Source organism: Acinetobacter sp. FY731, assembly GCF_059515905.1.
This window is the reverse complement of the sequence record NZ_JCAKNB010000007.1, coordinates 18,226-42,854: the sequence shown is the minus strand read 5'-3', so window position 1 is coordinate 42,854 and position 24,629 is coordinate 18,226. Positions and strand designations below refer to the sequence as shown.

Sequence of the window (24,629 nt, the reverse complement as noted above, 5' to 3'; positions counted from 1 at the left end):
GGATGTGGAGAAGACTAATTGAATTGTAAGAAATGCACAAATATCTTGCATAAAATAAGTAATGTTATAATATAACAAAATCAAAAATGAACTAACCTGAGTTTTAGACATGTCATTTCATAAAAATTTATTGACGCTATCAATTTTAACGGCGTTAACTCCTGTAGCTTTTGCAGAAGAAGCTAAAAAAACAGAACAATTAGAAACGATTAAATCTACAGCACATCCGTTAACTCAGTCTGCGGTAGATTTTGCTGCAGCAGATAATGTTATTGGGCAAAAAGCACTATCAACAGGCGCACCAACAATAGGTGATGCCTTAGAAGGACAACTTGGTGTTTATTCAAATCAATATGGTTCAGGTTCAAGTCGGCCTGTAATTCGTGGTCAAGATGGCCCGCGTGTAAAAGTTTTACAACATGCTTCTGAAACAGCAGATGTTTCAACTTTATCACCCGATCATGCGGTAACGGTAGATCCTATTCTGGCAAAACAAGTTGAAGTAATTCGTGGACCTTCCACATTGCTTTATTCGGCAGGTGCTGTTGGTGGTTTGGTTAATGTTACAGATGGCAAAATTCCAACGCAAATGCCTGAAAATGGCTATGAAGGGCAGGTAGGTTTACGTTACAACTCAGGCAGTGACGAAAAGCTTGCAAGTGGTGGTGTAACTGTTGGTTTAACAGACCAAATTGCATTACGTGTTGAAGGTTTAAAGCGTGATGCAAACTCGTATATTGCACCAAATTATTATCATGACCATGATGGTGAATTAGAAAAAGAACGTCGTGTAAACAATACTTTTACAAATGGTGAAACGGTAAACGTGGGTTTATCTTGGATTCATGATCGTGGATTTACAGGTATTTCATATAGTAATCGCCAAGACCAATATGGTTTACCAGGTCATAGCCATGAATATGAATCATGTCATCCTCATGATGATCATTTACATTGTGATGGTAATAACAATGCGGGACATAATAATGTGCCTGGTCATAATCATGGTCATGGTGGTGGGCATGATCATGACGAGCATGAAGCAGGTCCTTGGGTAGACTTAAAAACTGAGCGTTATGATTTTCGTTCAGAATTAGAAAATCCATTTGCAGGGTTCTCAAAATTACGCGCGCATGCAAGTTATACAGATTATAAACATAATGAAATTGAAGGAAATGAAATCGCAACAACCTTCAAAAGTAAAGGCTATGATGCTCGTTTAGAATTGGTTCATAACCCAGTTGCAGGTTGGGAAGGTGTATTCGGTACACAGTACAATCAACAAAAACTCGATATTACGGGTGAGGAATCAATTTTAGCACCAACTAAAACTCAGAAATGGAGTCTATTTGCTTTAGAACATAAACAAGTCAATGACTTTCATTTTGAATTAGGTGCACGTGTAGATCATCAAACGATTGATATTGATTCAAATAAAAAGAATTATAACGATCAAGCCTATTCTGGCTCTGCTGCTGTAAATTGGAATTTTGCTCCAAACTATACATTCTCTTTAGTAGGTTCACATCAGCAGCGTTTACCGCTTGCTCAAGAGTTATATGCAGATGGAAAACATCTTGCAACCAACACTTATGAACGTGGTAATGAAAATTTAAGTGTTGAAAAATCAAATAACTTAGAGCTTGGTTTGCGTTATGAAAATGGTCCTTTGGATTATCGTGTAAATGTTTATCACAACTGGTATGACAACTACATTTATGCAGCAACGACTGATCGTTTCGAGAACTTCCGTTTAGTAGATTATACGCAAGATAAAGCACGTTTTTATGGTGCAGAAGCGCAAGTGGGCTATGCAATTAACGACACGTATAAAGTGAGCTTATTTGGTGATACTGTTCGTGGAAAAATTGATGGTAAAAATGCGCCACGTGTTCCTGCGGGTCGTGTCGGAACAAAAGTTGATGTAGATTTTGCAGACGGTTGGTCAGGTTTAGCAGAATATTCGCATGTGTTTAAACAAGACCGTATTGCAGCATTTGAGCAAGACACGAGTGGTTACAACATGGTGAATCTAGGCGTATCTTATGCAGGAAAATATGCACAAGATACAGACTACCGAGTTTACTTTAAAGCGAATAATTTATTAGATGAAGATGTATATCAACACGCATCATTTTTATCGAATATTCCGCAAGTAGGTCGTAACTTTACGATTGGTTTGGACTTCAGTTTTTAAGAAAGGATATTTTTTATCAAAATTTAAGAGAGTAAATTGCGATAAAACATAAAACTGCTTGAAAAAACAAAGAATAAAACCTAGCCTGAGCATATTGGGTTAGGTTTTTTCTTATGCGTATCTTTAAAAAAATTCATCAAAAATTAAACTGGTCTATCAAACAATATGTTGGGCTTGTCGTTGGTTTATTGGCTTTAACATATTTAAGTTCGGCAATTTATCATACCTACAAACCTTTACCTGAAGGTTTAAACTTTACAGGTAAATTACGTCATGCCAATGTTCAATTTTTAGCTGACCAAACGTATATTGATGAGCAAGGTAAACAACAGCAAGATCAAAAAATATTTAAAGAAATTTTAAAATTAATTGATGATGCGCAAACAACAATTGTGATTGATATGTTTTTGTTTAATCAAGATGTGGGAGCTTCTCAAGAAAAGCATCAGGATTTAACTCAACAATTAACAAATGCGCTTATTAATAAAAAGCTGTTTAATCCAAATATTGAAATTAAATTTATTACAGATCCAATCAACTCTGTTTATGGTGGAACATTGCCTAATCATTATCGACAATTACGCCAAGGCGGAGTAGATGTTATTGAAACAGATTTAGCCCCTTTACGTGCATCAAATCCTGCATGGTCGGGTTTATGGTATATCTGTTGTCAAGGATTAGGAAACAATGCTGAAAAAGGTTGGTTACCCAATCCATTTGGTGATGAAAAAATTACACTAAGAAGTTATTTAAACTTACTTAACTTTAAAGCGAATCATCGTAAAACTATTACAGTGGATACGAAAGATGGTTGGAAAACATTAGTTGCATCCATGAATCCACATGATGGCAGTTCTCGACATTCCAATGTTGCATTGTTGGTTGATGGAAATACAGCAACAGATATATTGAAGACTGAGCAGGTCGTTATTACGATGTCTAAAGGCGATGTTTCAGGGCTTGTCGTTGGTGACTTTGATAGTGATCGTAACTTGCCACAGGTTCAAGTTCTCACAGAGAAAGCGATTTTGGATGCAGCTTTAAAGACAATTGAATCTGCGAAAAAAAATGACAATATTGATTTGGCGATGTTCTATTTGTCGGAGCGTCAAATTATAAAAGCCTTAATTTCGGCAAAAGAGCGAGGGGTCGCAGTTCGAGTATTATTAGATCCGAATAAAGATGCTTTTGGTCATGAAAAAAATGGCATACCAAATCGACAAGTGGCATCGGAGCTGAATAATGCAGGTGTCAATGTACGTTGGTGTAATACGCAAGGTGAGCAGTGTCACAGTAAAATGTTAATTAAATCGAATGCTCAACAAACAGAATTGATTTTAGGTTCTGCAAATTTCACAGCACGTAATTTGAAAAATTATAATTTAGAAACCGATTTACGTGTTATTGGTTCAACACAAACTCCCGTTTTTAAAGATGCCCAGGCTTATTTTAATACAGCATGGTCAAATTTAGATGGTCGTAATATGAGTGTCGAATATGAAAAATATGCCGATGAATCTAAATTTAAATATGGCGTTTATCGCTTTATGGAATGGAGTGGTTGGTCTACGTTCTAAAATGATGTAATCCCATCTGACCTCCCTTTTTAAAGGGAGGAAGTCCCTCTTTTTAAAGAGGGACTTAGGGAGATTGATCTTATTATTTAGACTCAGGATTTGGCGGTATAATTGTATCCAAATCTTTATCGGTCATTTTATCTAGTTCGTGAAGATCTGTTTTAATTTTCCATTGAGCTTCATCTTCAATTGGTTTGGGTAAACGAGCTTCTAACCAATCACAAACAATATCTGGGCTAAAATCGGGATGATTACATTGAATCACCCAACATAGAAATTGTTTGGCATCACCATTCATATATGGTGGTGGAGATACTGGTAAAAACTGCGTTGGAAGACGTTCATTTTTAGAAATATAATTCAGCACATGACCCAGTTCTTGTACAGTTTGCCAGGCAAGTTTGTGCTCAATGTTAATTTGGAATTTAAACCACCAACTGTGCTTTCCATCGGAGCCATAAGAGTCGATGAAAGCTTTTTGAACACTTGGTACTTTGCAGAAGAATTCATATAAACGGTCAAAACTTAAATCGGACACAGAGATTTGATCCAGTAGAAATAAAATAATTTTAACATAACTTATTTCGTTCTATGGTTGAAGGTTGGTATAAAAGTTAAGTAGATGGTGAATTACAAAAAATATGTAATAGTTGGTTTTTTCTTCATTTTTTAAATTAAACTAATATTTATAATGAAATAACTATTTATAACAGGAGGCTGAGATGAAAAGCATAGTCATGGCTACATTTAGCACGGTTTTACTTTTATGGATGCCTTCTTTAGCACAAGCAAATAGTACAAAGTGGAATGCCTCTATTGGTGTTAATGTTGGGTCATCAAATAGCTCGAATTATCCACAAAGACCTCCAAATTATCCTAATCAGGGTTATCCACCTCAAAATGGATATCCTCATTACCCACCAAATCGTCCATTACCACCGCCTCCCAATGTTTATCCTAATGCTGGTGTTAGTCTGACCTATCAAGCACCTAGTTATACAACGGTAAATCATCAAACATATACATGGGTCAATGGCGATCCGAATGTTGCACAAATTAAAAGTTCGAACCAAATTGTTATCGCAAATTGGCGTGAATTAGGTTTACCAGCACCACCAAATGGTATGCATTGGATTTATGAAGATGGTCGCTATGTTTTAGAATCGAACTAAAATATATAAAAATCCCGCACATTAGGCGGGATTCTTGTTTATGAAAGTTCATCATCTTGTGGGCGTGGTGGTGTTTCTACATTTGATGTTTTTTTAGGATGCTTCTCACGCATTACAGATGGGTATGTCCAAGAAGCATAACGCACAATTAAAATAGCAAATGAGAGAATAAGAATAGAGCCTGTTGTAATGACTAGTCCCATATCTGCTTTATGGTCGTGCTGAATATCAGCAATGAGTAAGCGTGTTAAAGCAGTAATTGCAATGTAAATTAAAAACCGTACGGGCATGTGGTTGGTTTTAAAATAAATTCCGACCATTGCACCGAGTTCTAAATAGATAAAAAGTAAAAGTATGTCGTCAATCGTTGCAAATTGTTTAATGGCTAAAATTTCATAAACGGTATTTCCTGCAGACCAAATCACCATACAGCCAATGACAAATAGAGCAAGATAGTGAAAGCCTTCTACAGCAAGATTGCCAAAGCGATCGAGGAGGGTTTCAATTTTTTCAATTTTGGGGTCGTGATGAGTCATAATGCCTCCTGATATTGGTTAATGTGCTTGCTATAAAAAGATAAGCAAGTTTCATGCAAATAATGTGAAATCTTCTGACTTTAAAATAATAAAAATGTATTTTTTTTAATCTATTTTACTGTAATGTATGGTATGACTAAAATATTGATAAGGAGAAAGAAATGTTAGATAAGATTCAAACAAAAATTGACAGCTTAGGTACAGGTAAGAAATTAATTTTAGGGGCGGGGATTCGTGCAGAAGAATTCCCTAATATATTAAGTTTGTGTGAAAGCTTGCAATCAGCAGGCATTATTAAGATTGTGAATGCTCAGCCATCAGCAATTATTATTGAAAAAATTTAATTTGTTTTAAAAAAAACGCCTGCTTTATGCAGGCGTTTTTTTTATCTTAATTAAAATTAAGATTGATTTGTAAAGTAGTCTTCGCTGAAGTTCATAATGACATCTGAACCTGCTTTGATTTTAGCAATACGAACCGAAAGTTCTGGTAAAACACGTTGTACGAAATAAAGTGCAAGTGAAAGTTTGTTTTGATAGAACGCACCATCTTTGTCTTTTGCTGCATTGGCAATACGTGCAAACATATATGAGAAGCTGAGTAAGCCGACAGCATGTAGGTAATCTACAGCCGCTGAGTTAGGGAACTCAATATTTTCACGTGTTGCTTCAATAATGTATTGTGTTACGGCTTCTAATTCTGCTGCTGCATCTAAAGTAGCATCTTTAATAAAGTTAAGATCTGCATCTAGATTGTTCGTAAAGTCACGAATTTCTTGAATATATGTAGAAATGAATTCACCATTACATTTAATGGTTTTACGACCAATTAAATCTTGTGATTGAACGCCATTTGTACCTTCATAAATTTGTGCAATACGTAAGTCGCGAATACATTGCTCCATACCCCATTCACGGATATAGCCATGACCACCAAAGCACATTTGAGCATCTAAAGTTGCATTAAATGCTGTGTCTGTTAAATATGCTTTGGCAATTGGTGTAAGTAAAGCAACACGTTCGTTTGCTGCTTTAACAGCTTCAGGATCTGTTGAGAATTTTGTAATGTCGAGTTGCTGACCTACATATACTGCAAATGCACGAGAAGCTTCATTATTTGCACGTGCATTGAGTAACATACGACGTACATCGCCATGAACTAAAATGCTATCGGCAGGTTTGTTTGGAGATTGAACTCCTGAAGCGCTACGACCTTGTAAGCGGTCAGTCGCATATTGAGCAGCATTTTGGTAAGCAAACTCAGAAGCACCTAAACCTTGAATGCCCATAGATAAACGTTCGTAGTTCATCATCACGAACATTGCTGCTAAGCCTTCGTTTTCTTTACCTACAAGATAACCTTTTGCACCGTCAAAGTTCATTACACATGTTGCAGATGCTTTAATTCCCATTTTATGTTCAATTGAACCTGGACCTGCGGCATTGCGCTCACCGAGTGAACCATCCGCATTCACTAGGAATTTAGGAACAATGAATAATGAAATACCACGTGAACCTGCAGGTGCATCTGGAGTTTTCGCAAGAACTAAGTGAATGATATTTTCGGCAAGGTCATGATCACCACCAGTAATAAAGATTTTTGTACCTGTGATGTTGTAGGTGCCATCTTCATTGCGTTCAGCTTTGGTTTTAATAATACCTAAATCTGTACCTGAATGAGGTTCTGTTAAGCACATTGTGCCTGACCATTCACCAGAATAAATTTTTGGTAAATAGGTTTCTTTTTGCTCTTGAGATGCATAGCTGCTTAACGCCATACCAGCACCCACTGAAAGAAGCGGGTAGAGCATGAAAGATGGATTTGTTGCGAAAAGCATTTCATCTGCAAGTACAGTCAGCATTTTAGGCATTTCCTGACCGCCCCATTCAGCGTCAGCAGCTAAACCGATCCAACCACCATCTGCATATTGTTTGAACGCTTCTTTAAAGCCAGCAGGAGTTGTTACATTGCCATTGCTATAAGTTGCACCTTCTTCATCGCCAGTACGGTTCAGCGGTAAAGTTACATTTTGTGCAAACTTTGCCATTTCTTCAAGAATAGCTTCAGCTGTTGCAGCATCTACATGTGCAAGATTTTCATTGGCTTGCCAGAATTCTTCTGCTTTAAATACATCATTTAAGATGAATTTCATGTCTGTAAGAGGTGCATTATAAATTGGCATTGAGGTCACCCATTTTTGTCTGTTTTTCAGTATTTTAATCAGTCTAATCCATGAGTTTATATATTGTTAGACGACTAAAGGATTAATTTTTCATATCTTTTATAAAGAAAAAGGACTGCCAATACAATGACTGTCCTTTCTCTTAAGTTGCTTTAAAATGTCATTATTTTAGAATGCAAAATGTTCAGCATCTAAAGACATTAAAGGTTCCAAGCCACCAGCAATGACTTCTATATGTGAACGTACACGTGGAAGTACTTTTTTGAAGTAGAAGCGAGCAGTCGTTACTTTTGCATTGTAGAAATCTACTTCTGTTGTACCTGCTGCAAGTTGCTCTTGAGCAACAAGTGCCATACGTGCCCATAAGTATGCAAGTGTTACATAACCAGAGAAGTATAAGTAATCTACTGCAGCAGCACCAACTTCTTCAGGGTTTTGCATTGCTTTAGCGCCAATTTGCATTGTTAATTCACCCCACTCTTTATTAAGAGCAGCAAGTGGTTCAACAAATTCTTTCATTGCAGCATTGTCTTTGTTTGCTTCAGCAAATTTATGAATAATCTTGGTGAAGTCTTTCAACATAGCACCTTGAGTACCCAATACTTTACGACCTAACAAATCGAGTGCTTGGATTTCTGTTGTACCTTCATATAAACAAGCAATACGTGTATCACGTACAATTTGTTCCATGCCGTGTTCAGAAATAAAGCCATGACCACCAAATACTTGAACGCCATGTTTAGCAGACTCTGAACCAATTTCAGTTAGGAATGCTTTTGCAATTGGAGTGAGTAAAGATAATAGGTTATCTGCAGCTTTACGTTCTTCTTCAGTTGCACCTTTTTCAGCAACATCAGCATATAACGCTAAGTTATAAACTAATGCGCGAGAACCTTCAGCAAATGCTTTTTGTGTTAAAAGCATATTACGAACAGCAGGATGAACAATAATTGGGTCTGCTTCTTTTTCTGGTGCTTTAGGACCAGAAAGTGAGCGCATTGCTAAGCGGTCTTTTGCATAAGTTAAAGCACCTTGGAACGCAGATTCAGATGCAGATAAGCCTTGTACAGCTGTACCAATACGTGCTGTGTTCATAAATGTGAACATGCAGTTTAAGCCACGGTTTTCAGGTCCAATGAGGAAACCTTTTGCATTATCAAAGTTGATTACGCACGTTGCATTACCGTGAATCCCCATTTTGTGTTCAATTGAACCACAACGTACAGCATTACGCTCGCCCACAGAACCATCTGCATTTACATGGAATTTAGGTACGATGAATAATGAAATACCTTTTGTACCTTTAGGTGCACCAGGTAAACGAGCAAGAACAATATGAACAATATTATCGGCCATGTCATGTTCACCAGCAGAGATAAAGATTTTCTCGCCAGAAATTGCATAACTACCATCAGCTTGTGGTTCTGCTTTTGTGCGGATAATACCTAAGTCAGAACCTGCTTGAGATTCTGTTAAGCACATTGTGCCAGTCCATTCACCTGAAACAAGTTTAGGAAGGTAAGTATCTTTTTGTTCTGTAGAACCATGATGTTCTAAAGTACGAACAGCACCATGAGATAGACCCGGGTACATACCCCAAGCCCAGTTAGATGTACCCACCATTTCAGAAATGATGATACCTAAAGAGTTTGGTAATGCTTGACCGCCGTATTGTTCTTCAGCTGCAAGAGAAGGGAAGCCAAGTTCTACATATTTTTGGTACGCTTCTTTAAAGCCTGTTGGTGTTGTTACAACACCGTCATTCCACGTACAACCTTCACGGTCACCTACTTGGTTTAAAGGGGAAAGTTCATTTTCACAGAAATCTGCAGCGGCTTCTAAGTATTGATCAACCAATTCGCGGCTAACACTTTCTTGGAATGCAGGAAGAGTTGCATAGTGTTGTTCAGCGTTTAATAACTCATGCAAAACAAATTGCATATCACGTAGGGGCGCTTTGTATTGTGGCATATCGGTTTCCTCAATACTGGTTTAAACCAGCGTTATAATCCAGATAACATTTTAAACGAGTCTTCAGTGACACGTGTTTGAATAGCTTAATCCTGCAACATCTTAGATTAAGGTACAAGTATTTCTTTGAAGAATCATAGTGACTGTTAAGTCAAAAAAAAAATTATGAATTTTCGTAAGTATCTAGAGTCTATACATTTTTGTTGAATTTTGTGTGACATAAAAAGTCAATAAACGTAAGAACTTATGTCGCGCAAAAAAGGCGCAATAATGCGCCTTGAATATCACAACGTTAACATTATGATTTTTTTGGAGTTTCTGCTTTTAATGGTGTTGATGGTTGAAAGCGAACTTCACATTTACCATCTAAAGTTTGTGTTCCTACTTTAATTTGTACTGCTTGACCATCTTTTTGACCTTGGCATGCTTTTGCAACTGCTTGTTGGCGTGCTTGTTTTTCAGCTAAGCGTTGATCAAAGGCTTTTATCATTTCTGCACGTTGTGCATCAGTTAATGGCTCGCCACGTTTAAGTTCGCCTTGACGTACATCACCACGCATTGGACGGTGGTCTTGACGTTGTTGTTTGTCAGCTTTCTTAATTTCAGGTTTGAAGTGAGTTACACATGTACCATCAATTGTTTTATCACCAGCTGTAATTTGGACAGTACTGCCTACTGCTTTATTATCACAAGCTTTGTGAATTTTTTGCATAACTTCACGGTGTTCTGCACGTGATTTGGCAAATGCTTCACGTTGTTCCGGTGACATTTTACGATCAGATTTGCCTTGGTGCTCTTTCATCATACGAGGATGGTCTTTATCTTGTGTATTTGTTGTAGATTGGCATGCAGTTAATGCTCCAATACTTAAAACACTTGCACCAACTAAAGCAATTTTTGTCATGTTATTCATAGTTATTCTCTCTAAAAAGAAGATGTAAATTCAATGCTTAAAGATTAAATAATAATGATGAAGAAACAATGGAGAGTTTTTTTAGTCAGTGTTAGTTACAATGTCGAATATAGAAGAAATAATAGAGATAGACTCTTGAAAATTCGCCGATTTCCCATCGCCTTACGTTTGTTCTTAACTGTGCTTTTAACCACAGTAGTGATTACGACTGTAAGTTTGGGAGTTTTACATTGGACCATGCAGAAAAACTTTGCTAAATATGTAGCAGATGTTGAAATGCAAAAGTTAGATCATTTGATTCATAACTTAGCCGATGTATATGGTGAATATCATGACTGGGGTAATGCTATTCAGGCACAAATGTTGCAAATTGAAGGCGATGCAGCACCTGATGATTACGATAAGTTGTCGCATTGGTGGCTAAGACGTCAATACGATATTGCTTTGCAACAGCGCTATTTTGAAGAACATGAAATGATTAATTCTTCAAATATCGCAAAAATTGTTCAAAATAAGCCTGCTTTAAGCCAAGAAGAACTTAATATTCTTAAATTAAATTTACCTTCAGAATTTCAACCTTTTGAAGGGTTAAGGTTCCCATTAAGTTCAAACCAAAATTTGGCTAGAATTGCACAAAATAATAAAGATGGTAAAGAAAGCCAAGCATTAGAAAATACAACCAGTAAAAAGCAATTTATTTCAATGCCAGATCGTTTAGGGTTAAGTTCACGGTTGTCTTTATACGATGCACAGCAACAGTTTATTGTTGGTGAACAATCTGATGACCAAGTGTCTTTTCGTCCAATTATTGTTAATTCAAAAGTTGTTGGTTACTTAGGTTTGAAACCTGTTTTAGATCAAGATGATGCTTCAAGTATTAATTTTTTTAGTAACCAAAAGCGTTATTTATTATTGGTTTATGGATTCACTATTTTTTTAAGTTTAATTGCATCATTACTGCTTGCAACATACTTTAAAAAGCCAATTCAACGCTTATTGAATGGTACAAGAGAGCTAACGAAAGGTAATTATCAGTATCAAGTTAAAGTAAACCGTAATGATGAATTAGGGGATTTATCTACTAAGTTAAATCATTTGGCAACTATTCTTGATCATCATGAAACATCACGACGTCAATGGGTTGCAGATACATCTCATGAGTTGAAAACACCTTTAGCTGTGCTTCAAGCGCAAATTGAGGCAATGCAAGATGGAATTCGTAAGCCAACGCCTGAGCATTTTCAGTCTATGTTGAATCAAGTGAGTAGTTTGAAGAAACTGACTCAAGATTTGGCAGATTTAGCTCAAGCAGAAGCTATGCAGCTTAAATGTTATTTGGCTACAGTAAATCCATGGGGTGTTATTGAACAAGAAGTCGAGAACTTTAAACCTAAGTTTGAACAAGCGAATTTAACCATTACTGCCACGGGTGAAGGTGCAGATTTACAATTAGATGTAGATCGCTTTAAGCAAATTATGGTCAACTTGTTAGGTAATAGTATTCGCTATACAGAAGAGGGCGGCAGCGTTCATATACATACAGAGCAATCTGCAACTCAATGGACAGTATATGTAGATGATAGCCCATTAGGTTTAAGTGATGAGCAATTGTCTAATTTAGGTCAACGGTTTTACCGTGTAGATGATTCACGCACTCGTTCAACGGGTGGGACAGGTTTAGGCTTAGCTTTATCCGCTAAAATTGCACAAGCATTGGGTGGTGAGTTAAGTTTTGATCATTCGCCATTAGGTGGTTTGCGTTGCAAATTAACCTTCCCGAAACAAATGAAACAATAAAAGGAAAGCATGCATGAAACATATCATGTTAGTGGAAGATGAAATTGAGCTTGCACAGTTGGTACGTGATTATTTAGAAGCAGCAGGCTTTGAAGTCAGCATGTTTCACGATGGTCAGGAAGCGTATGATAGCTTTAAACAGCGTAAGCCAAGCTTAATGATTTTGGATTTAATGGTACCTCGTATGGATGGTTTAACCATTTGCCGTAAAGTACGTGAACAATCCGATATTCCAATTATTATGGTTACAGCTCGTACTGAAGAAATTGACCGTGTACTTGGTTTGAATATGGGAGCAGATGATTACGTATGTAAGCCATTTAGTCCTAAAGAATTGGTTGCACGTGTTCAAGCTGTTTTACGCCGTTTAGAGCGTAAAGTAGAACCTGAAAGTAATGATTTGTTCCGTATGGATAAAGCACAGCAACGTATTTGGTACCAACAGAAGTCTTTAAGCTTAACACCTACAGAATTTCGTTTGCTTGAATTGTTTTTAGAACATGTTGGACATGTATATTCACGCGCACAATTACTAGACCACATTAATCCAGACAGTTTTGATGTAGCTGACCGCGTGATTGATAGTCATATTAAGAATTTACGCCGTAAAATTTCAGAAGCTGCCGAAACTGGAAATCGACATGAATGGATTCAAGCCGTATATGGCGTAGGTTATCGTTTCGAATATCCAGAAGATTAAACAAAAAAAGCGAGCATTTATTGCTCGCTTTTTTACGTTCTAGATAGAATATTATTTTTTCTTATGTGCATGATTGACGAAGTCTTTTTCCGCATGAATAACACGGTTCATGACTGCTGTGAAATAGACTGTGAAAATAGGAAAGCTTGTCATACCTGTTGCTGCTAATATTATGGTCGAAATTTTACCAACGGACGTGACTGGCGTAATGTCAGAACCTACGGTTGTTACAGTCATTCCTGCCCACCATAGGGCATCAGGATAGGTGCTGACGAGAACATTAACATTGCGTTCAAAAATAAAGAAAATTAAGCTCAAGAAATAGATAATTGCAGTCAATAAAACCAAATAAGAAATTAAAAGAGCTGTTGTATGTCTTTGAACAAGAAGGAATAATAAAATTACTAAAGCAACACTTCCTCTAATAATAGGAATGAAACTAATCAGATAGCTTTGTTTTGTTGTGAGTTGAATGGAGGTGTAATCTAAAATACTCAAATAAGGAATAGAGAGTAAAAGAAGAAATGAATATTTGACTAAAAAACTTAATTTATTTTCTGCAAAAAATAGAAAGATGAAAAAACTAAAGCTAAAAAAAATACAGATCCAAAATTGGATTTCAAAATAAAAAGAATTTTCTAAAAATGAAAAAGGCTTAAATATTTCGAGTGAAGTACTTAAAATTAAAATGACAGAAGCAATAATAATAAGTACATTCAGCATTTTTAGGATGCTATTTTGATTAGATAGCAATATTTTATTGAAGTCTTTCAAGTTCGATATTCTTTCAGTAATTGGTTAATGTATAAAAGTTCGTAAGATAATTATGCAGAATAAATATACGCCTTCATAGCTCTAATGAAACACCATTCTATAAATTTATAAGATTTATTTTTTTCTTTATTCTTTCTTGCACTCTAAGTCATTATTCTTTTTATTTTTTTTAAATATTTTATTTAGGTTATCTTATTTAAAATTGGCTATTTTGATTATAGAGTGATTTTCTGAAAGCTTAAAAGATTATAATTAAGCTTCTATTCACAATGAGAGTGTGTTTTGAAGAGCAACACGCCAACACTTCAGCGACGTCTAAAGAATCGTCATATTCAACTTATCGCCATGGGCGGTGCAATTGGTACAGGCTTATTTTTAGGTTCTGCACATATTATTGAATCCGCAGGTCCATCTATTATTTTGGGTTATTTGATTGGTGGTTTAATTGCATTTTTAATTATGCGCCAATTGGGCGAAATGATTGTACATGAGCCTGTAACAGGTTCATTTAGTTATTTTGCATTTAAATATTGGGGACGCTTTTCAGGTTTCTTAACTGGTTGGAACTATTGGGTTTTATATATTCTAGTCGCAATGACAGAGTTAACCGCTATAGGTAAATATGTAAATTATTGGTGGCCTGAAATTCCAACATGGCTCACAGTATTATTTTTCTTTTCGCTTGTAACCATCATGAATTTAGCCAATGTGAAGATTTATGGGGAATCTGAATTTTGGCTTGCGATTATTAAAGTTTTCGCTATTGTCGCGATGATTTTATTTGGTGTGTATTTACTATTTAGCGCAGATGGATCTTCTACAGCATCTATTCAAAACCTATGGATTCATGGGGGATTTTTCCCACATGGTTTTGATGGCTTATTTTATATGCTTGCATTCATGATGTTTGCTTTTGGTGGTGTTGAGCTCATTAGCATGGCAGCAGCAGAAACAGAAAACCCTGATAAAAATATTCCAAAAGCGATTAATCAAACGGTGATTCGAGTTTTTCTATTCTATATTTGTTCATTGGCTATTTTGCTGTCATTAGTGCCATGGAATCAGCTTGAATTAGGCGGTTTAGATAAAAGTCCCTTTGTCATTATTTTTAATCAAATGGGTATTCATTGGGCAGCCCATTTACTGAATTTTATTATTTTAACGGCATCACTTTCAGTATGTAATAGTGGTATGTATGCCAATAGTCGCATGTTGTTAGGCTTAGCAGAACAGGATAATGCTCCGAAATTATTTAACAAAGTGAACAAACAAGGTATTCCAGTACCTGCTGTTTTATTCTCAGCATTCTTAATTTTTGGTTGTGTTTTACTGAACTATTTTGTGCCTGAAAAAGCATTAAGCTACCTTATTTATATTGTGGTTGCGGCAGCTGTGTTGAATTGGATGATGATTAGTTTGATTCATTTAAAATTCAGACAAGTTATGAAAAAAGAAGGCATTCAAACTAAGTTTCCTGCTTTATTTGCACCATTCACTAACTATATTGTTTTAGCTTTTATGCTAATGATTTTATACATTATGTGGACACAAGGGTTTATGTTGTCTGTTCTGATGTTGCCTGTATGGATATTAGTATTGTTTGGGGTATTTAAGTTTTTAAAACCTAAAATTTCTGAATAAAAAAAGGACTCATAAGAGTCCTTTTTTATATGGTCTAACTCAAAACTTAATGAGAATAATTAAGAGTGTGGTTTATCTAGTATGATCATTGAATTCTAAAAATCAGATAGTCGTTATTTGTATAAAATCGCATGTTTGAAATAAGGGGGATATTAAGAACTTTATCTTGAAGGAATGTTTTAAGAGTAGAATTTATATTGGAATTGCTAGATATAAACGAGCCGTATGGTTGATGCACAATAAGCACGAGAATAAGCCCACTTTGAAAAATTAAAATAATAGTGAAAATAAGGTTTGTTTGATTGAAAAATAGTGATTTATTTTAAGTACGCTTGTGGATAATGATTAAATTATCCACAAGCTATTTGTGAGTCAATATGAATTAAGACGAACAGCTCACCATAACTTCAGGTACGTCACTTGGAAGTGGGACTAAATCTTCAGGTTTTTCTAGGTCAGTTTGCTGAGTAAATGGCTGACTTAATAAATTAAATAAACGATCTACTTCAGAAAAATCATTACGTTCAGCATATTCAATCGCTTTTTGAGCCATGTGATTGCGTAAAATATAACGTGGATTAGCTTTTCTCATTTGGGTATCAAGTTCATCTAAATCTTGTCCATCTCGAATAGCTTCGTATTGCATTAAAAAGTTTTCAAAAGCAAATCTATCCAAACAATCATCTTTTAAAGCTTCAAATTCTTTGTTTTGTAGACGAATAAAACTTTGTGTGTAATCAAGTTGTTCACTCTGCAAAATTCGCAAGAAAGCCATTGCACAATCAAAGCTATCTTTATGAAAACTTGGCAAGCCCATTTTTTGACTTAAACCATGTTTGTAATGATCTAAGAAAGTTGGCTCGAAGTGTTCTAAGCATTTAGCAAGCTCATTTTTCCATTGTTCTTTATCAATATTTTGTGGACAAAGTGGAACTAAATTATTAAGCCATGTCCATAAGTTCCAATGACCAATACTTGGTTGTTGCTGATAGGTATAACGTGCTTTGTAATCGCTATGATTGTTAATCCAATTTGGACGAAAACGCTCCATAAACCCATAAGGACCAAAATCTAAAGTTGAGCCTGTAATGTTTAGATTATCTGTGTTCATTACACCATGGGCAAAACCCACCAATTGCCAATGTGAAATCATTACTGCAGTACGTTGAATGACTTTTGTGGCAAAGGCTAAAATCGGTTGGTCTGCCTCAAGACATTCAGGATAATGCCATTCAATACATTTTTGCGTAAATTCAGGCAGTAGATCTGCTTGATATTGATTAATCCATTCAAAATGTCCAAGGCGAATATGGCTGTCAGATGTACGGAGCATCATCGCCCCAAGTTCTAGTTTCTCACGTTGCACACCTTGAGCAGATGACGTAAAACCTACAGCATTACTTGAGGGAATTCCTAAAGCATTTAACGCATGACCTGCTAAATATTCACGTATTACCGAACGTAAAACAGCACGTCCATCTCCCATACGAGAGTAGGGCGTAGAACCTGCACCTTTTAAATGTAAGTCTATGGTTTGGTTATTCTGATTTACGATTTGTGCAATCAGTAAACCACGGCCATCTCCCAATTGACCTGCCCATTGTCCAAATTGGTGACCTGCATATACCATGGCAAGTGGTTCAAATTCTGCAAAGGTTTTTTGCCCACTACAAATTTCTACCCAGTATTTTTTATCATCTTCAGACCAGTTTAATTCATTGGCTAAACTTTCATTAAAATGTCCTGCTTTAGCACCTTTTAAAGGAGCAGGTTGTTGTTGATGATAAAGTTTCGGGCTAAGAGATGGGTATTGTGAGCTAAATTGCATAGGGGCAAATATCTATAAAGTTTCTTGTTTTAATATAGCAAACTTCATCTTCATTTATAAAAAAGCTTTTAGATTCATATTATGATTTATTGAAATATAAAACCTGTCAGCTTAGAAACGTTCTTGTTATAAACAGTTAAAATTAGCGATGGTTATTTTATCAGGTTATAAAAAAAGCCCCATTTATGGGGCTTTTAAACATTGATTGAATTAGTTTGATGCTGGGTTCTTTTTCAAATTACGCACAAGTAAGTTCAGTGTTGCACGATGATGAGAAAGACGCTGTTCTACCAATTGGAATTCGACTTTAAGTTTGTCATCCATTTGGTGAATTTTTTCCGCAACAGCAGCTTTTTTCGCTTGGATTTCTTGCTCTTTTAACTTTGCCCAATCATTTAAAGTATGAGTGAAAGCATCATATTCTTGAGCAACTTTAGCTTTTACAGATTCAATATCATCGCTGACATTCAGGCCATAAATAGCAATGTCTTGTTCGGCATATTTAAACTTCATTGCCAACTCTGCTTTCTTAATATTAAAGCTAGGAATACGACGTAAGTTTTTAGCTAAACCGAGTTTAGAGCAAGTCCAAATTAACCATTTAGTTGGGTCATATTGCCACCATTTCACGCCATTACGATAGTCGTATTGGAAGATGTGATGGTAGTTATGATAGCCTTCACCCCAAGTTGCAATAGCTAACCAGAAGTTGTCACGTGCAGTATTTTCGTCTGTATAAGGACGTGAACCCCACATGTGGCATAAAGAGTTAATAAAGAAAGTCACATGATGGCTTAAGATTAGACGCATTAAACCGCCCAATAACAATACACCCCACATATCGCCAGTTGCTAAACCAATTGGTATTAAAATAGCGGCATGAACAGTAATAACTAATGGAATATAGTATTTGTCTTGGAACATTACGACTTTATCTTTTAATAAGTCGGGAGCATTTTTATAGTTAGCTTCAGCTGCTGGATAGTTACGAAGCATCCAACCAATATGTGCATACCAAAAACCATTATTAATTGAGTATGGGTCTTGGTTGATATCATCTACATGACGATGATGTGTGCGGTGACCCGATGCCCAAAACAAAATACTGTTTTGAACAGCAAAAGTACCCATTAACATTAAAATGATTTTTAACGGCAATGTTGCTTCATAAGCACGATGTGCCCATAGACGGTGATAGCCTGCAGTAATACCAAGACTACTGACACCTAGTAAAACAAACATACTTACCCACGCACTTACGCTGAAATCATGATGATATGCGTAAAGTGGAATAGCGATTATCGCAACAATAGGTAAAAACACCAATGCAAAAACTGCAATCCAGTTGATTGGGGCTTTTGGTAGGGGAGCATTCATCTCCAACAGTACTCCTAGAACCTTTGCAGGTTATAAAATGTAGCTTTAGCTTGTATAAAATTAAGCTGTAATTCCTAGCATCTTAGCATGCTTTTTAAAAGATGCACTATCATTATTGTACAGTTGTATTGTGTTAAATTGATACAAAACAAATCACCCCAATAATAGCTTTTACAGAAGCTTAAAAACCTATCTTAACGGAATAATTTGATTTTAAAAACCAATGGAAATACTTGGAAATAAAGGAGATAGTGAAAATAATTAAGTTGTAGAGCGTAGAGCTTTTTGCATTTCTTTAGGAAAATCAGTGATCAACCCATTAATACCTAAGTGACGTAATTCTTGAGCGCGTTTTACATCATTTACTGTCCATACGCTAATCGCTAAATTGGCAGCTTGTGTCGCAGTAATTATTTCATCTGTAGCAAGTTCATTCATCCATCCAATTTGGCAACATCCAAGTGCTAATGCTTGATCAATTGCACGATGTTGAATGTCATTTTCAATCAATAAACCATGTCGAAAAGAAGAGTTTTGTTGGTTGAGTGCTTGATGAATTTTAGTATCGAAGCTCGTAATAACGGCAGAATTTTCATAACCATTTAAGTGTTTTTGTAATGTTTCTACAAGCTTGTTTGCATCGTAAGCTGAACTAACGGCTTTTACTTCAACTTCAATATGATCAAAGTTATGAATAATTTTTAGAGTATGATCGAGTAGAGGTGTAATTTCAAAATTTCCCCAAGCATCCCACGTGTGAGATTGATCATAGTTGCACAAATCACTCGATGTACATTCATAGAGTAATTTGTCTTGCCCCGTTGTACGAATCATTTGGTCATCATGCATGATGATGAGAGCATCATCTTTAAGTTGTCGAACATCGAATTCGACAGCACGAATACCTAAGTCTTGAATATATTGAAATCCACCAAGTGTGTTTTCTGGTGCCTCACCACGTGCACCACGATGTCCAATAATTCGCATAGGGTTTCTTCTTAAAGCCTTTAAGTGAATTATACGCTTAAATTGTTTCGTTAATATTTTTTTGCCAGAGCACTTCGGAGCCACCTTCTGCACGCTGTAAAGCACGAGATGCTACAAATAACCAATCTGATAAACGGTTCAATAGTTGTAAAGAGGGTGCTTGAATATTTTGATCACGTGCATGAACTGACATTAATCTGCGCTCTGCACGACGGCAAACAGCGCGTGCTTGGTGTGCAAAACTACAAGCTAATGAACCTGAAGGCAATATGAAGTCTTTTAACATGGGTAAGTCTTCATTTAAACGGTCAATTTCATTTTCTAAATATTCAATTGCAATAGGCTGAACTAAGTTGAAGTTTGGAATACAAACTTCTCCACCTAAGTCAAAAAGCCAATGTTGAATAAGGCTTAATGATTTATCCCAAGTGGCTTTATCTTCAATTGCGCTTATTGCAATTTGTGAGCGTAAAACCCCAATACTTGAGTTGAGCTCGTCTACATCGCCAAGTGCTTCAATACGTAGATCATCTTTGGAAACGCGTGAACCATCGCCAAGTCCTGTTGTTCCTGAATCACCTGTGCGGGTATAAATTTTACTTAAACGGTGTCCCATGTTATTTCCTTAATATTCAGATATCTCTAGTTAAAAAGGATAATGCCACAGCTGTGACATTATCCTCAAAAGTATTTAGTTATAGGTTGATGAAATTAGTATTTGAAAGTTACACCTACAGAGGCTAGGCGACCACCGTTGATGTAATAAACACCATTTCCATTGTAAGCAGTCTTATACTTAACATCGCCCATATTTTCTATGTTGGTGAATAGTTTGATGTTTGGGTTCACATTCCAGTAAGCATTGAAATCAATTGTGGTGTAACCAGGTACATTTGTTAAAGGATCATTTTCATTATCGGCAAAGTCTTTTGCTTTTGATTTCGCAATAATTGATGTACTTAAGCCATATACGTCATTTTGAACACCAGCGGATAAAGTTAGAGATTGGCGTGGACGTCTTTGTAGATTTTCATTTGTTTCTGCATTTTTTGCTTGTACATAAGCATATGAAGCATTTAAGAATAAATCATCTGCATTCCATTTATAGGAAACTTCACCACCTGTAAATTTAGACTTGTTTACATTAACTAAGGTGCCTTTTTCTGAAGTAATTAAATTGTCGACTTCATTACGATATACAGATAAAGAAATTGCAGAGTTTTGCGTGATTTTCTGATCTAAACCAACTTCATATGAAAATCCTTCTTCAGGTTTTAGATTTGGGTTACCACCCCAAGCTTTTGCATATAAGTCATTCATGCTTGGTGCTCTAAATGAGCTGCCAATATTGGTATAGATACTTGTAGATGGGCTAAAGTGATATCTTACAGCACCTTGACCAACTGTATGTGAGCCAAAGCGTTCATCGTCTTCTAAGCGCACGCCAATTTGCGTATCGATGTTCTCTGTTTTGAACTGGTGTTGAGTGAAGTAACCCGTGGAATTTTTTGATTCTTCATAACGAGTTCCCCAACTACCTGATGCAAAGACATCTGCTTCAGTATTTTTATGAGTTACACCAATCAGAACATTTTGAGATGGTGTGAACTGCCATTTTCCATAAATTTCAGCTTCTTTAGAGGTATTATGGACAAAGTCTGGTTTGTCCATTTGGTCTAAATCATCTTTGAATTGAGATAGACGGGCATTTAATTCAATATCTGAGGTGATTTTAACTTTACCTTTTAGGTTAATGACTTCATTTTTAAAATCTTGTGAAACTAAATTGCCGTTTGAGTTGTAAGCACCATTTCCTTCATTTTGGCTGTAATCTAAAGAGGTAGAAAAAGATTCTTTATCTACGCCAAATTTTGCACTGTATCCTTTTTGATCATATGCATATTTTTGCTTATTGTTACTTAAAATTTCAGTGCCGTCAGATTCTAAGCGTTGACCACGTATTTGTGCATAAAAGCCATTTTCTATAAAGTCAGCGCCAATCAGTGATTTATAGGTCTTATTTTCACCAATTTCACCTGAAATAAATGCACCTGTTTTTTCAGGAGTTTTGGATACAAGTTGAATAACGCCACCAATTGCATCTGTACCGTATAAAACAGATGCGGGACCTTTCAATATTTCAATTTGTTTAATATCTGTTGTATCAATAAATTGAATTGAGGCTTGACCTTGTGATGGTGTATTTAAACGAACACCATCTCTCATGAATAAGGTATGGTTTGAATTTGTTCCACGTAGAAATATAGATGCCTGTTGTCCATAACCACCTGTTTGAACAACATTGATCGCGGCATCATTTGTTAATAAATGTGGTAACGATGCAATAGGAGATTGATCAACAATTTGAGGTTTAATGATATCAATACTTGCAGGTACATTTTCAATATTTTCTTCAGAACGGGATGCAGTAATAACAATTGTATCTAAAGTAGATTTTGCAGAAGATTGAGTTTCAGTTGTTGCAGAAACAGAAGTTGAAAAACCCATCGCAATAGCGATAGCACCTACAAGGGCAGTAGGTTGAAAAAAGGTAGACATGCTTTTTGAGCTCCATACATTCACCCCCCGTGAATGATTGAGTTAAGGGCGCAATAAGCAGGTATCCGGACTTAAACGTGATCGAAAATTCGATCTACTTACCCACCTTCCCACAAAAAATTGCAGTGGCGTAAATTTTTCAATTTATAAAGATAAGCTTTTCATTTTACCGTTGCGGGGGCAGTGTTGGATTTGCACCAACTTCCCTATAGCGATGGCTAAGACTTATTGCATTTGTGCAAAGTATAAAGTTAGCATGTGAAATAAACAATCTTCGTCAATAATATTGCGTATGAACTTTACGCAAGGTAGAAAAATTGCATTACAATGATTCGCCTTTATATTTATAGATGGGCTATAAATGTGGCGCAGCGAGAGCAATAAAAATGCGTACCCGTGTAAAAATTTGTGGAATTACTCGCGCTGAAGATGTTACATCTGTAGTAAAGTCAGGTGCAGACGCTATTGGTTTTGTATTTTTTCCACCAAGTCCAAGACATGTCAGCATTGAACAAGCAGAACAACTTGTTAAACATGTACCTGCTTATGTGCAAACAGTTGGATTATTTGTAAATGCATCTGAAGAAGAAATATTAAAAACACTGCAAAGCGTATCGTTAGATGTTATACAGTTTCATGGAGATGAAACACCAGAACAATGCCAATGCATTGCTCAAGTTACAGGTAGACGCTGGTACAAAGCCATTCAAGTTAAACCTGATACTGATGTTGTCACGAGTATCCTGCAATTTCAAAAAGCAGGTGCAAGTGCAATGCTTTTAGATGCTTGGCATCCAGAATTAAAAGGTGGAACGGGACATTCTTTCGATTGGTCTCAATTTCCACAACTCGATATACCCCTTATATTGGCAGGCGGTTTAAAGCCTGAAAATATTGAAGACGCTATAAAGACGACCAAGGCATACGCCGTAGATGTCAGCGGAGGCGTTGAATCCGCAAAAGGTATAAAAGACCAACAACTCATTGAACGATTTATGCAAGGAGTCCATCGTGGATCAGCAAAGTACTAATCACAACAACCCAGTGATTGACTATACCCAATACCCAGATGAACGTGGGCATTTTGGTATCCATGGCGGACGTTTTGTGTCAGAAACGCTTATGGCGGCATTAGAAGATTTAGAAAAACTCTATTTCCGCATGAAAAATGACGAGCAGTTTTTGGCAGAATTCGACCGCGATTTAGCATTTTATGTAGGGCGTCCTAGTCCTTTATATCATGCAGAGCGATGGTCGAAAGAGTTAGGTGGTGCACAAATTTATTTGAAACGTGAAGATCTAAACCATACAGGTTCTCACAAAGTAAATAACACGATTGGTCAGGCACTTCTTGCAAAACTTTCAGGAAAAAAACGTATTATTGCTGAGACAGGCGCAGGTCAGCATGGTGTTGCAACAGCAACAATTGCAGCCCGTTTAGGTCTTGAATGCGTTGTATTTATGGGTGCAGAAGATGTAAAACGTCAAGCAATGAACGTATATCGTATGCGTTTGCTTGGTGCGACTGTTATACCTGTAGAAAGTGGCTCTAAAACATTGAAAGATGCCATGAACGAAGCAATGCGTGATTGGGTTACAAATGTAGATTCAACTTATTATGTGATTGGTACCGTGGCAGGGCCACATCCATATCCGCAATTGGTTCGTGATTTCCAATCGATTATTGGTCGTGAAGCACGTCGTCAAATTCAAGAACAAGCAGGTCGTTTACCAGATGCATTAGTAGCATGTGTAGGTGGTGGTTCAAATGCAATGGGCTTGTTCTATCCTTTCTTGAATGATCAAGATGTAAAAATGTATGGTGTTGAAGCGGCAGGCTACGGCATTGAAACAGGTAAACACTCTGCACCGCTAAACGCAGGTCATGTGGGTGTGCTTCATGGCAATCGTACGTATTTGATGTCTGATGAACAAGGTCAAATTATTGAAACACATTCAATTTCAGCAGGTTTGGATTATCCAGGTGTTGGACCAGAGCACAGTTTCTTAAAAGATATGAATCGTGTGGAATATGTGCCAATTAATGATCAAGAAGCACTTCAAGGTTTCCGTGATTTAACGAAAATTGAAGGGATTATTCCTGCATTAGAAAGTTCTCATGCTATGGCATACGTGACAAAACTTGCTCCAACTATGTCTAAAGATCAAATTATTATTGCGACTGTTTCAGGTCGTGGTGATAAAGACTTGATGACTGTTGCACGTATTGATGGTGTGGAAATGGTTGAGATGTAAAGAATCTCCCTAACCCTCTTTAGTAAAGAGTGAATAGCCCTCCTTAGAAGTGGAGGGTTGGTAGGATTAGAAATCGCATTCAAGCAATTGGATGCGATTTTTTAATATGCCATAAAAGTTCCCCTCTGTTTTTAAAGGAGGGATTGGAGAGGATTATTGTTT

The 24,629-nt window shown here is 36.5% G+C and carries 20 protein-coding genes and 1 riboswitch; of the genes, 9 read left to right on the top strand and 11 right to left on the bottom strand.

The genetic code is table 11. The annotated features are described in order from the left end of the window. The first annotated feature begins 109 nt into the window (after positions 1-109). Together znuD and AC5YC8_RS10145 are read left to right on the top strand one after the other, a co-directional pair. A complete protein-coding gene (gene znuD / locus AC5YC8_RS10150) occupies positions 110-2,197 on the top strand; it encodes a zinc piracy TonB-dependent receptor ZnuD (protein WP_496164429.1) in 2,088 nt (695 codons plus the stop codon). Between the two features lie 113 nt (positions 2,198-2,310). Further along, a complete protein-coding gene (locus AC5YC8_RS10145; protein WP_496164428.1) occupies positions 2,311-3,774 on the top strand; it encodes a phospholipase D family protein in 1,464 nt (487 codons plus the stop codon). Between the two features lie 82 nt (positions 3,775-3,856). On the opposite strand, the gene AC5YC8_RS10140 is transcribed toward AC5YC8_RS10145, so the two are convergent. Next, a complete protein-coding gene (locus AC5YC8_RS10140; protein WP_496119898.1) occupies positions 3,857-4,312 on the bottom strand; it encodes a hypothetical protein in 456 nt (151 codons plus the stop codon). 184 nt (positions 4,313-4,496) lie between these two features. Here AC5YC8_RS10140 and AC5YC8_RS10135 point away from each other — a divergent pair, with 184 nt between their 5' ends. Then, the gene (locus AC5YC8_RS10135) at positions 4,497-4,946 is read left to right on the top strand and encodes an RcnB family protein (protein WP_496164427.1); all 450 of its coding nucleotides are present in this window, start codon (positions 4,497-4,499) and stop codon (positions 4,944-4,946) included. A gap of 38 nt (positions 4,947-4,984) precedes the next feature. Here AC5YC8_RS10135 and AC5YC8_RS10130 read toward each other — a convergent pair whose 3' ends face one another. Beyond that, on the bottom strand, positions 4,985-5,482 hold the full coding sequence (locus tag AC5YC8_RS10130) for a phosphate-starvation-inducible protein PsiE (RefSeq protein WP_496119894.1): 498 nt from the start codon (positions 5,480-5,482) through the stop codon (positions 4,985-4,987). 161 nt (positions 5,483-5,643) lie between these two features. Here AC5YC8_RS10130 and AC5YC8_RS10125 point away from each other — a divergent pair, with 161 nt between their 5' ends. Further along, positions 5,644-5,826, top strand: coding sequence for a hypothetical protein (locus AC5YC8_RS10125; RefSeq protein WP_496164426.1), 183 nt, complete (start codon positions 5,644-5,646; stop codon positions 5,824-5,826). Between the two features lie 56 nt (positions 5,827-5,882). Here the strand turns inward: AC5YC8_RS10125 and AC5YC8_RS10120 are convergent, their stop codons facing one another. The 3 genes from AC5YC8_RS10120 to AC5YC8_RS10110 all read right to left on the bottom strand — a co-directional run bounded on the left by AC5YC8_RS10120 (position 5,883) and on the right by AC5YC8_RS10110 (position 10,548). Beyond that, on the bottom strand, positions 5,883-7,664 hold the full coding sequence (locus tag AC5YC8_RS10120; protein ID WP_496164425.1) for an acyl-CoA dehydrogenase C-terminal domain-containing protein: 1,782 nt from the start codon (positions 7,662-7,664) through the stop codon (positions 5,883-5,885). Between the two features lie 168 nt (positions 7,665-7,832). Next, positions 7,833-9,635: an acyl-CoA dehydrogenase C-terminal domain-containing protein gene (locus tag AC5YC8_RS10115; protein WP_496164424.1), complete on the bottom strand. Its 1,803-nt coding sequence runs from the start codon at positions 9,633-9,635 to the stop codon at positions 7,833-7,835. A 298-nt stretch (positions 9,636-9,933) separates the two neighbouring features. Beyond that, the gene (locus tag AC5YC8_RS10110) at positions 9,934-10,548 is read right to left on the bottom strand and encodes a hypothetical protein (RefSeq protein ID WP_496164423.1); all 615 of its coding nucleotides are present in this window, start codon (positions 10,546-10,548) and stop codon (positions 9,934-9,936) included. Positions 10,549-10,683: 135 nt separating this feature from the next. On the opposite strand from AC5YC8_RS10110, the gene baeS reads away from it, so the two are divergent. Together baeS and AC5YC8_RS10100 are read left to right on the top strand one after the other, a co-directional pair. After that, positions 10,684-12,345: a sensor histidine kinase efflux regulator BaeS gene (gene baeS / locus AC5YC8_RS10105; protein ID WP_496119884.1), complete on the top strand. Its 1,662-nt coding sequence runs from the start codon at positions 10,684-10,686 to the stop codon at positions 12,343-12,345. 13 nt (positions 12,346-12,358) lie between these two features. Continuing rightward, positions 12,359-13,045, top strand: a complete 687-nt coding sequence (locus AC5YC8_RS10100) for a response regulator (protein ID WP_496164422.1) — start codon at positions 12,359-12,361, stop codon at positions 13,043-13,045. Between the two features lie 51 nt (positions 13,046-13,096). Here the strand turns inward: AC5YC8_RS10100 and AC5YC8_RS10095 are convergent, their stop codons facing one another. Then, positions 13,097-13,543, bottom strand: a complete 447-nt coding sequence (locus AC5YC8_RS10095; protein ID WP_496164421.1) for an ion channel — start codon at positions 13,541-13,543, stop codon at positions 13,097-13,099. Between the two features lie 558 nt (positions 13,544-14,101). Here AC5YC8_RS10095 and AC5YC8_RS10090 point away from each other — a divergent pair. Next, entirely contained in the window at positions 14,102-15,460 is a 1,359-nt protein-coding gene (locus AC5YC8_RS10090) for an amino acid permease (RefSeq protein ID WP_496164420.1), read from the top strand. 382 nt (positions 15,461-15,842) lie between these two features. Here the strand turns inward: AC5YC8_RS10090 and AC5YC8_RS10085 are convergent, their stop codons facing one another. From AC5YC8_RS10085 to AC5YC8_RS10065, 5 genes are all read right to left on the bottom strand, one after another. Then, entirely contained in the window at positions 15,843-17,288 is a 1,446-nt protein-coding gene (locus AC5YC8_RS10085; RefSeq protein WP_496164419.1) for a protein adenylyltransferase SelO, read from the bottom strand. Positions 17,289-17,498: 210 nt separating this feature from the next. After that, complete coding sequence (locus AC5YC8_RS10080) at positions 17,499-18,665, bottom strand: acyl-CoA desaturase (protein ID WP_496164418.1); 1,167 nt, start codon at positions 18,663-18,665, stop codon at positions 17,499-17,501. A gap of 261 nt (positions 18,666-18,926) precedes the next feature. Then, positions 18,927-19,652: a glycerophosphodiester phosphodiesterase gene (locus tag AC5YC8_RS10075; protein ID WP_496164417.1), complete on the bottom strand. Its 726-nt coding sequence runs from the start codon at positions 19,650-19,652 to the stop codon at positions 18,927-18,929. 37 nt (positions 19,653-19,689) lie between these two features. Further along, the gene (locus AC5YC8_RS10070) at positions 19,690-20,268 is read right to left on the bottom strand and encodes a cob(I)yrinic acid a,c-diamide adenosyltransferase (RefSeq protein ID WP_496119973.1); all 579 of its coding nucleotides are present in this window, start codon (positions 20,266-20,268) and stop codon (positions 19,690-19,692) included. A gap of 95 nt (positions 20,269-20,363) precedes the next feature. Then, positions 20,364-22,211 (bottom strand): TonB-dependent receptor plug domain-containing protein, encoded by a 1,848-nt coding sequence (locus AC5YC8_RS10065; protein ID WP_496164416.1) that lies wholly within the window; start codon positions 22,209-22,211, stop codon positions 20,364-20,366. 39 nt (positions 22,212-22,250) lie between these two features. Next, positions 22,251-22,455: riboswitch (cobalamin riboswitch) on the bottom strand. A gap of 142 nt (positions 22,456-22,597) precedes the next feature. Between AC5YC8_RS10065 and AC5YC8_RS10060 the strand changes: the two genes are divergently transcribed. Next, entirely contained in the window at positions 22,598-23,242 is a 645-nt protein-coding gene (locus AC5YC8_RS10060; RefSeq protein WP_496164415.1) for a phosphoribosylanthranilate isomerase, read from the top strand. Then, on the top strand, positions 23,223-24,467 hold the full coding sequence (gene trpB / locus AC5YC8_RS10055) for a tryptophan synthase subunit beta (protein WP_496119967.1): 1,245 nt from the start codon (positions 23,223-23,225) through the stop codon (positions 24,465-24,467). The genes AC5YC8_RS10060 and trpB overlap by 20 nt, the downstream gene beginning before the upstream one ends. Positions 24,468-24,629 lie beyond the last annotated feature (162 nt).